This window comes from Bacillus sp. AFS001701 (genome assembly GCF_002559405.1).
GTDB lineage: Bacteria > Bacillota > Bacilli > Bacillales > Bacillaceae_G > Gottfriedia.
Window position 1 is genome coordinate 1 of the sequence record NZ_NTZO01000041.1, and the last position, 12,803, is coordinate 12,803.

Genomic DNA, 12,803 nt, shown 5'->3' on the forward strand with positions numbered 1-12,803 from the left:
ACTAACTGGCAGTTTAGTTGAAGAAGGATTGACTAAATTTAGATGAAAAAAGGAGAAATTCCCCCAAATGACAAATATTTACTCAACTGCTAATGTTAATAACAAGATTTGGTAATTTAAATGAAAATACATTTTTAAGGAGAGTGTAATATGGGGAATTTTAGTTTAATAGGTACGTTGTTGACGTTATTGTTTTTCTTCTTAGTAGGTTTAGGTATTTTTAATTTAGTTAAAAAGTTAAAGAGGTAGTAATATATAAAAGTGAAGGTACTTATGTAACTAATACTTGCGATACTTCAATAGAAGATCGCTTTTTCTTATTCAACAAAATGGCAGTTTAGTGGAATAAGAAAAAAGGAAAAATGACTCAATATATTGAAGTAAATAAAGTGAACTAGGTACACTGCTGGTTTAATTAATCTTAATACTTAAGGATGGTTTATTATGTTACAGCACGTAGAAGTTAAGGTCGATTTAGACTCTTTAAATAAGTCAAATCACATTACAGGTATTATTTATTTTATGATTGATTTTCATAAATTTTATCCAGATGAAAATTGGTCTGATTTTGTGGTTATCAATTTATCTTGGTGGGTTAAATCGCTAAAATCGTTGATTATATCAGATATAGGTAGAACCTATGAATTTGATTTTATGGATGGAACGCCTATTATTTTGGCTAAGAAAATAACAAATGATGAAATCGAATTATCTTGTTTTGATGGAAAAACTATTGAATTTCAAGTGATATGTAACATTAGTCAGTTAAGGGATTCATTACTTACCACAGCCAAAAAAGTTATAAGAGATATTGATAGAAAAAAGTGGGGTAGTGAAGAGATTGAGGGATTAAGGAATTTAGTAGTTTCTTTAGATAAATATCCTATTTCTTGATATTTCTTATGCAACTAACGTAGTGCGTTAGTTCAATAAGGAAAAGCAAAGACCACAAAAATTGTGGTCTTTTTCTTTTTTTCAAAAATCTACAATTTATATTAACAGAGCCTTTTTTATAAAAAAAAAGCAGAGGAACCGAAGTTTCTCTGCAAGCGAAGTCCATAAAGTACCTCACTTTTTGGTTTTATTGAAAATAAATCGAATAGGATCCGATATTTGTAAATTAAAAAAATAAATAAAATCTAAGCAATTTGTTTTTGACACACTCATAATACCTACATTTATTAATATTTCAACTTTTTTAAAAAAAATCAATTAAAATATTAGAAATATTTTGTTTAAATTTTTACGTCCCTCGGGTTGTAAAAAGCTTCTCACCAGAGAAGTACAGCATAATTCCTCGGGATTATGTATCTATAAAAAAACTAATAAAATAAATAAAAGGAGCAATTGAAAATGACGAATCTAAGCAAAGTTTTAGCGACAAACAGGTAATTTGAATTTTGACACAATACATCTACACAATTTGTAATTGACATTCACTTAATTAAAAAATAAAGGTAAATGGTGTCCACCGATGGCATCGCTCAACCTGGTAAGCCAACCAAATGAGCAGTTAATATAATGTATCTCAAGCAACACTAGTAACAAATGAGAACAATCGCAACATTGATATGTAGAGGAAACTCGTTAACCAATGTCTAGGGGGAGAATCGCAACTCTTAAAAAAGCGAACCATTTGGCTAAACGGAACTTACCGAAGGTAAGCAATGAGGAACGAAGTGACGAGTGATTGAGTCGTGAAACGACGATTTGATGCAAAGCATCAATGGATTTTTTGCATATACAATTGCGAAGCAATTAGTATAGCATTGAGCCGTCAAACGGCGGAAACTCGGTTAAGTGGCAATTTTTTATGTCTAATAAAAAATTGCGACTTAACCAGAGTTTCCCGGTAGGGAATTCTGGTGAGGGCCCCGTTTTGCTAATTTTCTTAGCGACGAAGTTTGAAAATATCGCTCAAAATAGATACTGCACCGCCTTGCGGCAGTATCTATGAGAGTGAAAATTTTCAAACCAGGAGCTTAGAAAATTACAAATAACGGGAGCTGCATTTTTCGTTTTTGGGTCGATTTTGAATGAAAAGAAATTTTCGTTCAAAATTGATCCAAAAACGGCGGAGCGAGGCTCCGACTGCCTTTTTATGGTGTGAGGTGATTATAGTGAGTAAAAAATTAGATCCAAAACGATTAGAAGCATCAATTAAGAAAATTGATAAGGTATTCGATAAGATGAGTAGAAAAGGGATTTCAGTTGGTGGAGGTCGTGTATCTGATCGCACAATTAAAACTTATAAAGATATGGTTACAAGTCTTGTAAGAGAATGCCATACAAGATTCAAAGTATCGGACATTAGCAATATATCGAATGCTCAAGTGAATGTAATTATCCAAGATAAGATAGATTTGTTCCACGGTGCGGATACAAGTCAGGCGTATAACTTAAAAACGCTAGTAGCTGCATTAAAATTCTTCAATCTTGGGGTGCAAGAAACGAATGTTTTTAGCTACGATAACAAATTTAGCATTGGAGAACCCGATAAAATACGTGAAGTAATGAAAAAACAATATGTGATCCGCAAATCAAAGGCATCGAAGGTACTAAGAGCAACGCCAGAAGAATGCCAAAGTGTATTGGATAACATTAAAAAGTCGGGATATAGCACTGATACAAGAGAAGTAGCATATAACGTTTCAAATGTTGCATTCAAAACTGGAGGGCGTGTTTCTGCAATCCTTAGACTTCGCCCAAGGGACATTAATTTCAAAGAGAATACAATTACATTCAAAAAGGATAAAGGAGGCCTTACAAGGACTGTGAGGCTGTCTGATGAAACGATGAAGTATCTTGCAAGTCTTGTAAAAGGAAAAAAGGACCACCAACCTATATTTACATTGAAAAGAGAAGAGGATGGAACATTTAAGTCAGTTGAAGAGATAAGAAAAGAGATTAGTAAGGTAGTAGCTGAAGCTGGAGCTCATTTAACTAGGACTGAAATGGTCAAAATGAAAGATAAAGATGGTAAGCATATTTTGGTACCTGTTGAAAAAAAAGCTTCATTACATATCTTTAGAAAAGGTTTCGCGGTAGAGAGAACTGGTGAGTACTACAATCAATTCCCTACCAAATCATCAATAGATAGTTATGTTTCTAAAAGAGGAGAAGAAAATCCAAAAATTATAGAAAAATTGAAGATAGTTAGAGAGCGAATTAATAAGGATCGTACTACTAAACGTGATTTAACAAGGGAAGAGTATGCAATTTTCTTTACTTCAGTAGATCTTGGGCACTTCAGAAATGATGTAATTACTTCTTTTTATACAACTTTCAAGGAAGTGCAGGAGTATTACAATAAAAAATGACCAATAAAGGTCATTTTTTAAGAGGAAATTCTATATTTAATCAGAGTTTTATATATAATCCATTATGAAAAATGGAGGTGATATTATTGGATTTAAAAACATTAGAACAATACAAACCACATATACCATTTCAGGTAATAGAAAAGGATCTCAATAGAGACCCTATCTTAAGGCGTAAAACTTTCTTTGATGAGAATGATGCGAAAATTGAACATAATGCAGATTTGCTTTCAAACGGAAATATCATAATTCCCATCTTTAAAGAAAAAATCATTAGACCAATCGGTTTTAAAGCGAAATTATTAGACTATGTTATTGAAAATATGGGATGCGGATTTTACATCATTACATATAAAAGAGGCAAAGCAACAACAAAATCAAATGACCTACAGCACGCACACGAAGAAATAGATAAAAAGATAACTATTTATATTGCTTATGACCATAAGGGGAAAAAGTATAAATTTTTTGAGAAAAAGAATAAATTCTTACAGATGTATAAAGAAATTGAGGAATTAAAATATAGCAACGATGTTCAAAATATTATTAATAACTTTATCGACTGGATCCAAACATTCTGGAAAACTGAATTCAAAGTTAAACATAACTTCGGTATGAATACCTCAAATCAAACCTACCAAAATCATTTAGATGTTATTGAAGAACTTGAAAAATCTATTCCAACTCTTGAAAGTTATCATCTTCTCCTTAATTTGTTTGGTGATATTACAGATGAATCACTTAAGAAAATTAATGAAACCATTAATGCTTTGAAAGAACGAATGGATAAAGCAAAAAATATTATCAATGAACATTTCCCTAATCCTAATGTTCTTGTTGATCATACGTACTTTACTGATTTAGGTTATGGGGCTGTTAATCCTATACTTGCTGTATCAAGATACTTAGAAGATAAAATACTAGAAAGAGGATACTTTATAGATCGTGAAAACGATACTATCCATCCCACAATTGGCGAACTATTTATAGGTAACCAATTTTCTAATGTATACGAAAGTGTTAGAAGCAAAAAAGAACGCATTATAGAACTAAAGGATAAAGCTATTACTTCAAATAAAGATTTCTTTATTTACACTCCACCAGAGAAAAAGCAAAAATAAAAGCACGATTTCAATTCGCGCTTTTTTTGTACATTAAAACAATTATTTTTCAAAATATTGTTTTAATGCTTCGTTTACACCATCCCACTCGCCTGCTTGATCATTCCATAAAGGTTTCATACCATATTTTTCACAACACGAAGTGCAGCTCATAATGAATTCAGCATTATCACCAATTAACAATTGCATTTTTTTATCTAAATATCTTTTATTATCCATACAAACAAGATAAACATCCCACTTTTTTTGTTTAGATTTACAAAATTCACAAAAAGCAATTGTTAAAACTCTAGTGGCTTTACCAGATTGGAGTTTATCTATAATTTCCTTTTTCGCCTTTTTCTTTTCAACTAAATATGACATAATTTCCTCCAAATAAGTTCAATTAAATGAAGTTATATTCCACTATTTATAATAATTCAAGGTGATACCTATGTTCAGTGTAAAAAAACTTATAATTGTCCTACTTACCTGTATAAACTAAACGCTTCGCTAATTCAATAGAGGTACTAAGTTTATATCCTCAAATTCGTGGTGGAAAATTCCCCCTAACAATGCACTAAGAAGATCTATACAATTGTTCATAGATCATTCTGTGTCTAAACCAGTTAAAAACGTATGAACTAAAGTTATATATTAAATACATAAGTAACAGTTTTTTTACACTACTAAATACATAAGTAACAGCCACCGGACACTTTCCGTATAAAAAAAGAAGTAAGGACTATTTTACATCCTCACCTCAAAAAACGTATGAACTAAAGTTATATATTTAAATACATAAGTAACAGTTTTTTTACACCTTAAATATTCATTTCTTTTCTATATTTAATCAATGTTGGTCGAGATATTTCTAAGTCTTTCGAGGCTTGTACATTAGATGCATCAGGATTCGTCTTAAAATATCTCTCAATCATTCTTTTATCTCTCTCAATACGTTGTTCTCTGGTTTGACCACGTTCTTCACGAAGTTCTCTCATTTGACGTTTAGATTTCTCATTTTTTGCCGTTTTCGTTTTCACTTTCATCTTGATCTGCTCATCCATTGTTATATCAAACCAATCAACAATCGTGTCAGTTTTGAAGTTATATAGTTTTTTAGTATTTAAAGTACCTTCGGTAATTTCATCTTCTGTTAAACGTCCCTTAAACATTTTATTAACTTCAAAAGCTAGTTGTAAGCTTTCTTCAAACAGCGTTTCATCACCTTCATAGAAGCGTTTTGAATGCATCTTATGATAAGCATTACGTACAAAGAAAACAGCCATTTCCCTATATCCAGTCATTTCTCCATCACGAGCTCTAATTAATTGTTTAATAGATACTATGTGATCAAAAGCTAATGTTCTTTCTTTATGTATAGGCATCACTTTAGCAACTGAATTTGTGCTTGTTTTCGGCCTTCTAATGTCCTTCTCAACTTTAATCTTCTTATTTACTTTCCAAACATCCCAAAGATTAGGAAGACTTCTTGAAAGGCCAGCTAATGAATACTCTGGTAAATCATTTTTAAATGATCTAACAACACTATTCTTTCCGTATTTCCAATTTGTAGTATCTGCTAAACCAAAAACGTGTGGTGCATCAAGACTTTTAGCATCAGGTCCATATTCTTTTAGCATTTCGTACAAAATTTTAGCAACTACTCGTCTTTTTAATAAAACATTGCCTCCTGGTGTGAATTGAAGATGATATTCTAAATAAAATCCTCCGCCAGAGTAAGTAACGACATTTGGTGTCGGTATCTTTTCTGTAGCAAAAAGGTTAACCTGCATATCTTCAACAACCTCTTCAGGAGACATTGATGAATATTTTTCTGATTTATATGGATCTATATCAATTAAAATCTTCCTAATTTGACCTATACTATCTTCTGTGCGCTCTCTAGATTCAAATAGAGTAGTAGGTACAAAAATACGTTTGTGTTGATTCTTTTTTATAAATTCCAAGGCTTTGTTTATCTCTGATTTGTGAAATGAGCGTTGATTGAAGTTTGAACCATCTCCATCAACCGTACAAACAAAGAAAAATGTATTTCTTTTTCTTGTTTTTAATAAGTTGTATAAATAACTTTCTAAATCTATTCTTTCATTAAAATGGTTACTAAACTCTGCTAACTTTGCAATTGCAGACATTAAAAATACACCTCTCCCGTTCCTAAAAATGGAATCAGACAAGGTGTAACACTACCCACTATTTTTCTTTTTTAGCAAAAAGGAATTAAATAAAAATACTTGAAATATACCCTATAACAAAGTATATTAAACATATAAACTTATATTTAATTACCCCTTTTCACTGCCAGGTGAGTGTGGGTTGTGTTACACCAAGAAATCGTTGCTACCAACAACGGTTTCTTTTTTTGTCTTATTTTTGATTATTCTAATGAATTCACTGGAATTTTCTAGTAATATATCTATTTTTCTTTAATTCTATCATTTTGTGTCATAGAATAATATATTAATTTGTCGGGTTCTAGGTAGAACCCTTTTTTTTATTCTAGCAAACGTTTGGATAATAGTGAAAAAATTTACTGTACTATCTTTTTATGTATTCAATATCCCTGGATCTTCGTATTCGCCTTTATATAATTTTTCGTGTTTAATTATTCGATGCACCGTTTGAGCGTGAAATTTTAAACCTTTACGTGATTTAAATCCTAACTCGTTTAATTTAGCAGCAATTTTATTCATCGAAAGTTTTTTCTCTCTTAGTTCGAATACTGTTTTTACCAACGACACTTCATCTTCATTAATTTCTAATTTACCGGTACCAGGTACTGATATGTAACCAGCTGGAGGTGTCCCTCCAATAAAACCGCCTTTAGATGCCTTCCTTTTTCTAGCACCTTGCAAACGATCTACAATCGCTAATCTTTCAATTGCAGCTCCGTATGATTTCATTAATACCATCATTAACTTAGTGGGATCATTACCAAAGTCATTATCCTCTGTAATTGAATGTGGTCTAGTTTTCACTTTGTATGATTCATCTAACATCGTAAAGATATAACCCATTTGCATAGGGTCCCTAGAAATTCTGTCAAATCTATGAATTAAAATATAGTCCACGTCAGTTCGTTCTTTGAACATATCCATCATTTTTTTAAATTCTTCTCTTTCAATCGTTGCAGAAGAAGCTACTTCAGAAAATTCTTCGATAATCTCAATATTATTTTCAGCTGCATACATACGTACTTCTTCTTTTTGCCTTTCAATAGATTTTTCTGCTTCTCTTTCAATTGATTTTCGATAATAAGCAACTGCTTTTTTCATCGGTCTTACCGACTCCCCTTTTAATCTAAAAAAATACTATTTTTACGTCCGTTCCAACGAGCGTTATAAAATACATTCTATTTATATTTGGAATCTCCTGCATATTTAAGTAAAAAATTACCTTTTTTCTATTTAAATTGAAAAAAAATTAAATTCTCAACACTTTTTAACCGTGACGAATCATCAGGATGATTCAGGGTTGACGTTTGGAAAATAATGCATTACAATTAATTCATATCAGCCCTCACGATATCGTTAGGGTTAAGGAGGAGTAACAATGAACAATATAAATGTTAATATTTTTCAAATGAAATCGAAGCCTCACGGAACTGAAAGATTTAATGAATTTGTTGGTACTTCGGAAAATGGTCCTTCATTTGTCGCTATTGGATGGCCTGAAATCGGAGACTTAACGAGCGTAAGCAAGGATGAGATTAGAGAGCGTTTAGAGAAAAAATATAACTATCAAGGGCAACAATTGGCGACTTACCTGGGAGCAGTCAACGCATTTGTGAACACAATGAAAAAAGATGATTTGGTCTTAATTTCTAATCATCTTGATCAAGTTTTCGTGTTTCAGGTTGGAAATTACCAGTATATAGAGGAATTGGATAATGACGTTGATGGAATGTGTCATCAAAGAGAAGCTGAATTATTGATAATCCTTAACAAAGCAGATTTAAATTCAGAGCTTCAGGAATTGCTAAGGAACAGGGGGACCATTACCCAGTTTAAATATCCTTATGAAAGATCCGGGTTAAAAAAATGGTTGGAAGATCCTGATGAAAAACCGGATGTGTATTTAAATGAATTAGTAAATAAAGCGTTAGGTGTCTTAGAAAAGGAATTACTTTCTGAGGATTCGATGACACGAGTAACAGCTGCTGCTGAAATATTACGTTACGCAAAAGAAGACTAAATATAATAAAAAGCCAAAAATATCTCCAACATTAAGATGCTTTTGGCTTTTTAAGTATGAAACTATCGCAAGCGTTAGTTGTATAAGTCCATTTATTCGTTTTCGTAACAGCTAATCGATAAATGTAAACCTAACTCTCCTATTAACTTAAGAGCTTCTGGTTCTAAAACAAAATTGCATTGTTCTTTATAAAATACACCTATAATTAAATCAATTTCATCTACTCCACATTTTTTAATATCATCTATAAAATCATATAATGCCTTTACAACCCAATAAATTTTATTATTATAATCCAAATACATTATCCCATCAGGTGGACATAGAACACCAGAACCATACTTTACAGGTTGTCCATTAAAAGGACCTTTTGTTGTACCTATTTCTCCTACTTCTTTTTTCTGAATTAATTTTATTCCAGTTAATTCTTCTACCTTTTTTGGAGAAAATTTGTCTCCATATAAATGACATCTAACATCTAAATCTTCTATCATCTAACCCCTCACTTGTTCGATTATTCCATTAAACCAATTTGTTTTTAATATTAATTATATCTAAAAGGAAAAAAACCTTCTTCAATTCTGCCAAATAAGTGAATAAAAAAAGTCGCATTAACGACTTGTGATCTTGTACAACTAATGCACTGCGTTAGTTACTTAACAAAAAGTAAAGATCACAATATTGTGGTCTTTTTTTATTACACTAATGGCAGTGTAATTAAATAAGAATTCATTAATATTTAAAAGGAAAAAGAACCAAAATTGTAGTATATAAAAAGTAAAAAAGAAAGGGAGTTATAATATGTATGAGTATTTCAATGGTCTAGTAATTAGGGAAGGTACTGAAGGAGTACCGGCTAATCAAGTTGAAGTGTTGTTCGAAGATGCTGGATGGGCTAGAAACACTCCAGATTGGCAAAAAGAAAAGTTTTCTTTAATCTTTAAAAACTCCTCTTGGGCATTTACTGTTTGGGATAATGATAAAATGATTGCTATGGTCCGGGTTATATCAGATAAAATAATGGCTGCTTCTATTATGGATTTAATAGTTTTATCAGAATATCGCGGTAAAGGTATAGGAAAAAAGTTAGTAGAACTTTGTGTTCAAAAACTCCCTCACGGTGATTGGTTTGCTCATACCTCTTCAAATAATTTCAATTTCTACGAAAAGTGTGGTTTTGAATTAAATGACTTAACTAAGAAAGGGACTTGTACATATTATGGCTATATACAAGCTCGTAAAGTTGGTCATAGATAGTAGTTTGTTGTACAACTAGCGATAGTTTGATAAATTTAAGGAGCAAAAAAACCACCTTATAATAGGTGGTTTTTCTTGTATTTAAAATAAAATTATTCTTTCATCCCTGAAGGGTTAACTCCTTCGAAATTTCCATACATCGTAATTTGATTAAGTATGTCTTCTTTATTACTAAAATCTATCTTTTCAATTACATCGCTACTTATCGACCATTTTTGATGTGGAACTGGTGTATTCATTCCTGGTTTGATTGGTTGAAATACATTCATATTGATATTAAAAGTTGGTAACTTTTCTGGTAAATTAGGGCTTATCGTAAATACTTTTACAGAATCTTCTGGTAGGGTTGTTTCAAAGGTATGAGGTTGTGTTAATCCACTAAATTTTAAATAATGCAGGAAATCAATCATTTCCATACGAGTATCTACACCTGGCTTCATTTTAATAGCAATTCCTATACTATTAAAAAGATATTGCTTCCCCGGAAAGTATTTTCCCCATTGATCATCCGGAATCTCTTTAGTGTCGTAAACACCGTTTAAAACGTATTTTATTTTGGCATCATACACATCATTAGCTTTATAATCATCAAATAAACGATTTTTCCCAAAGATTCGTTCAAAAGCTTCTTGTACAGATGCAGCTTTTTCCATTTTTTCTACATCTTTAAAATGATAAGTTTTATCGCTTGCAACTGTCTTCTTTTTTTCTACTGTCGTAGTTTTTATTGTTTCTTTCTTTCCCTTTACTATTTCCTCATTTAATTTAGAGTAAGTAATGGCTAACAATGTTCCTAGAATGATTACTAATGCTACTAAAAATCCTACAAGTTTCTTCAATGTCTTTTTCTCCTACTATTTTTCTTAAATTATAAGATATTAACGCTTGCAGCAATACAAATTTTTACAAAAGATAGTCCTTCCAGCTCCGGCAAATAAATCGTGCAGTTGCGCTTCACCGATTTCACTGAAGCACTTTCACCTTTTGAAAAACCTAAGGGAAAAATAATGGTGGGGGTTGAGAAAGTGATGGGGGGGACGTCTTAAAAATAGTACTGAATACAATAAGACAAGCATAGTTATTTATTAGACGCGGTTCACTGGTGCAGTTAATTGTTTATAAAAACTGGTATATCAAGTGAGGAGGAACTATTAATGAGTACAATAAAAAATAGATCTGAGACAGCACGCGAAAGGTCGTTAGGTGGAAAGCGCTGTGTGCGTTATAGCATTTCAATTAACAATGAATACAACAAGAAGTTATCGATGTTAGCAGTTTCTTGTGGTATGACTAAATCAGAAATGTCGGATCAATTGTTACGCATAGCATTGGATTCACCAAACGTTGTAAACTGGCTACAAGACCAATTCAACAAAGTAGAGCAATACCGAGTAAAACCATTAATTATTAATAACAAAGTCGTTTATTAACGCAAAAAAATAGCCTTCATCTGAAAGGCTTTTTTTAATGCATTTATTTAGCTTTTAATAAACCATTGTATTTAAATCCTTCTGCAAAAGATTTTTTATCCCAGTTATAACATTTCGTACAAAGACCTAAATTTTTTTGAACACTTTTTGTATTTTTAATCGGTTTCTCACAGTATCTACATTTCATCGAAATACCTCCCGAATGACTTATTACTAATGTTATTGACTGATAGAGGGGAATTTATAAGCATTCTTACTAAAATAAGTTATTAATTGAAAGATAGATACATAAAAAAACGTAGCCAGTTCAGCTACGCCCTTAATACCCGTCCTATTTATCTGTTTCGTCATCCGAAGTTTTCGGAGCTGCATTACGTAAATCGTATAAATTGATTGAACGAACAACCTTGTTATTCGATAAATCAATTTGCTCAATTGCATCAACCTCAATTTCAGTAGTTTGGTCATCAACAAATTTAGTATCTTGGTCAACAAAAAAGGTTCTAGGAACATAATGTCCAGCAGCGTCTTTTTCAATACCAAGATGTACACAAACTCCGTGTGCGATATCATAAATTAAAATTTCGCACTCGATATTACTTCCCTGTACCTTTTTGAATTTAAACATTGCTTTGTGAGACAAGAGGATGTGCGGGATTTGATAAAAGTAAAGAAATTTGCCTTTAAGCGCTTTGCTATAAAATACACCTTGATGTAATGTTCGAAGATGGTAATCAGTAATTTCTCCACTTTTAATCCGTTTGTAAGCCCATTCTCCTCGGTATCTTTTTAACTGATTTTCATTGTTAAATACTGACTTTGCAACTGTTTCTACGCCGAGCAAATGGCTAAAACGTTTTTTATCAAACTTCAGGTTAATAAATGTGCCGTCCGATAATTCATAACGAAAATTAAATGGTCTTAAATAAGTTTCATAGTATTCCTGCAATAATTGGATTGTAATTTTATTTCGTTTTGGTTTCTTCTGTAATTCGTATAGTTCCGTTGCGCTGTAGCCCAATATTCTTCCTCTCTTCCCTAGTTAGCCTTATTTATTTTTTTAGATTGGTTTCGACTCTTCTATTTTAGCAAAAATATTCACTATTAAGAAAGTTTCGCCAATGAAATTTTCCAATTTATACTAATCTAATCTTTTAAAATTAAAAATTCAAGTTTAAATTTTTTTTAACAAAACAAAAACACCCCGATCATTTAATGATCAGGGTGTTGGAATTGAAAAAATATTATGAAGGTAGCAAGTAAAGCACGTTTTCCGGTTTATTTTCTAGGCCAAGGATTGATGTGATCCTCTTTCCACCGGTGGGGCACTCAGGGCTACCCGCCCGAGCGAATCGAAAATGTTCGACTCCGTGTTATTACTATATCCAATTTATCATTAAAGATTCCTTCTTTCAAGAAAAAACATACATTTTTTTAAGAAAAAATACTACATTTTTAGAAAAAATTGATTACTTTATGGG

The 12,803-nt window shown here is 31.7% G+C and carries 13 protein-coding genes; 6 read left to right on the forward strand and 7 right to left on the reverse strand.

The window, feature by feature from the left end; translation table 11 throughout:
- Nucleotides 1-444 precede the first annotated feature (444 nt).
- The 3 genes from CN514_RS04105 to CN514_RS04115 all read left to right on the forward strand — a co-directional run bounded on the left by CN514_RS04105 (nucleotide 445) and on the right by CN514_RS04115 (nucleotide 4,441).
- Nucleotides 445-894 carry a hypothetical protein gene (locus CN514_RS04105; RefSeq protein ID WP_098231502.1) on the forward strand — a complete coding sequence of 150 codons (450 nt, stop codon included), beginning with the start codon at nucleotides 445-447 and terminating at the stop codon, nucleotides 892-894.
- Nucleotides 895-2,120: 1,226 nt separating this feature from the next.
- Entirely contained in the window at nucleotides 2,121-3,320 is a 1,200-nt protein-coding gene (locus CN514_RS04110) for a tyrosine-type recombinase/integrase (protein WP_176525785.1), read from the forward strand.
- An 86-nt stretch (nucleotides 3,321-3,406) separates the two neighbouring features.
- Nucleotides 3,407-4,441 (forward strand): hypothetical protein, encoded by a 1,035-nt coding sequence (locus CN514_RS04115; protein ID WP_098231504.1) that lies wholly within the window; start codon nucleotides 3,407-3,409, stop codon nucleotides 4,439-4,441.
- A 42-nt stretch (nucleotides 4,442-4,483) separates the two neighbouring features.
- Here the strand turns inward: CN514_RS04115 and CN514_RS04120 are convergent, their stop codons facing one another.
- From CN514_RS04120 to CN514_RS04130, 3 genes are all read right to left on the reverse strand, one after another.
- Nucleotides 4,484-4,804, reverse strand: coding sequence for a hypothetical protein (locus CN514_RS04120; protein ID WP_098231505.1), 321 nt, complete (start codon nucleotides 4,802-4,804; stop codon nucleotides 4,484-4,486).
- 440 nt (nucleotides 4,805-5,244) lie between these two features.
- On the reverse strand, nucleotides 5,245-6,576 hold the full coding sequence (locus tag CN514_RS04125; RefSeq protein ID WP_098231506.1) for a CCDC174 family protein: 1,332 nt from the start codon (nucleotides 6,574-6,576) through the stop codon (nucleotides 5,245-5,247).
- Nucleotides 6,577-6,987: 411 nt separating this feature from the next.
- On the reverse strand, nucleotides 6,988-7,716 hold the full coding sequence (locus tag CN514_RS04130) for a recombinase family protein (RefSeq protein WP_098231507.1): 729 nt from the start codon (nucleotides 7,714-7,716) through the stop codon (nucleotides 6,988-6,990).
- 277 nt (nucleotides 7,717-7,993) lie between these two features.
- Here CN514_RS04130 and CN514_RS04135 point away from each other — a divergent pair, with 277 nt between their 5' ends.
- Entirely contained in the window at nucleotides 7,994-8,635 is a 642-nt protein-coding gene (locus CN514_RS04135; protein WP_098231508.1) for a hypothetical protein, read from the forward strand.
- Between the two features lie 92 nt (nucleotides 8,636-8,727).
- Here CN514_RS04135 and CN514_RS04140 read toward each other — a convergent pair whose 3' ends face one another.
- A complete protein-coding gene (locus tag CN514_RS04140) occupies nucleotides 8,728-9,129 on the reverse strand; it encodes a hypothetical protein (protein WP_098231509.1) in 402 nt (133 codons plus the stop codon).
- 307 nt (nucleotides 9,130-9,436) lie between these two features.
- Between CN514_RS04140 and CN514_RS04145 the strand changes: the two genes are divergently transcribed.
- Nucleotides 9,437-9,892: a GNAT family N-acetyltransferase gene (locus CN514_RS04145; protein ID WP_098231510.1), complete on the forward strand. Its 456-nt coding sequence runs from the start codon at nucleotides 9,437-9,439 to the stop codon at nucleotides 9,890-9,892.
- A 92-nt stretch (nucleotides 9,893-9,984) separates the two neighbouring features.
- On the opposite strand, the gene CN514_RS04150 is transcribed toward CN514_RS04145, so the two are convergent.
- On the reverse strand, nucleotides 9,985-10,731 hold the full coding sequence (locus CN514_RS04150) for a hypothetical protein (RefSeq protein WP_098231511.1): 747 nt from the start codon (nucleotides 10,729-10,731) through the stop codon (nucleotides 9,985-9,987).
- A gap of 315 nt (nucleotides 10,732-11,046) precedes the next feature.
- Here CN514_RS04150 and CN514_RS04155 point away from each other — a divergent pair, with 315 nt between their 5' ends.
- The gene (locus CN514_RS04155) at nucleotides 11,047-11,322 is read left to right on the forward strand and encodes a hypothetical protein (RefSeq protein WP_098231512.1); all 276 of its coding nucleotides are present in this window, start codon (nucleotides 11,047-11,049) and stop codon (nucleotides 11,320-11,322) included.
- A 43-nt stretch (nucleotides 11,323-11,365) separates the two neighbouring features.
- Here the strand turns inward: CN514_RS04155 and CN514_RS25505 are convergent, their stop codons facing one another.
- Together CN514_RS25505 and CN514_RS04160 are read right to left on the reverse strand one after the other, a co-directional pair.
- Nucleotides 11,366-11,509 carry a hypothetical protein gene (locus tag CN514_RS25505; protein ID WP_176525786.1) on the reverse strand — a complete coding sequence of 48 codons (144 nt, stop codon included), beginning with the start codon at nucleotides 11,507-11,509 and terminating at the stop codon, nucleotides 11,366-11,368.
- Between the two features lie 144 nt (nucleotides 11,510-11,653).
- Nucleotides 11,654-12,343, reverse strand: coding sequence for a PBECR4 domain-containing protein (locus CN514_RS04160; RefSeq protein WP_098231513.1), 690 nt, complete (start codon nucleotides 12,341-12,343; stop codon nucleotides 11,654-11,656).
- Between the last annotated feature and the right edge of the window lie 460 nt (nucleotides 12,344-12,803).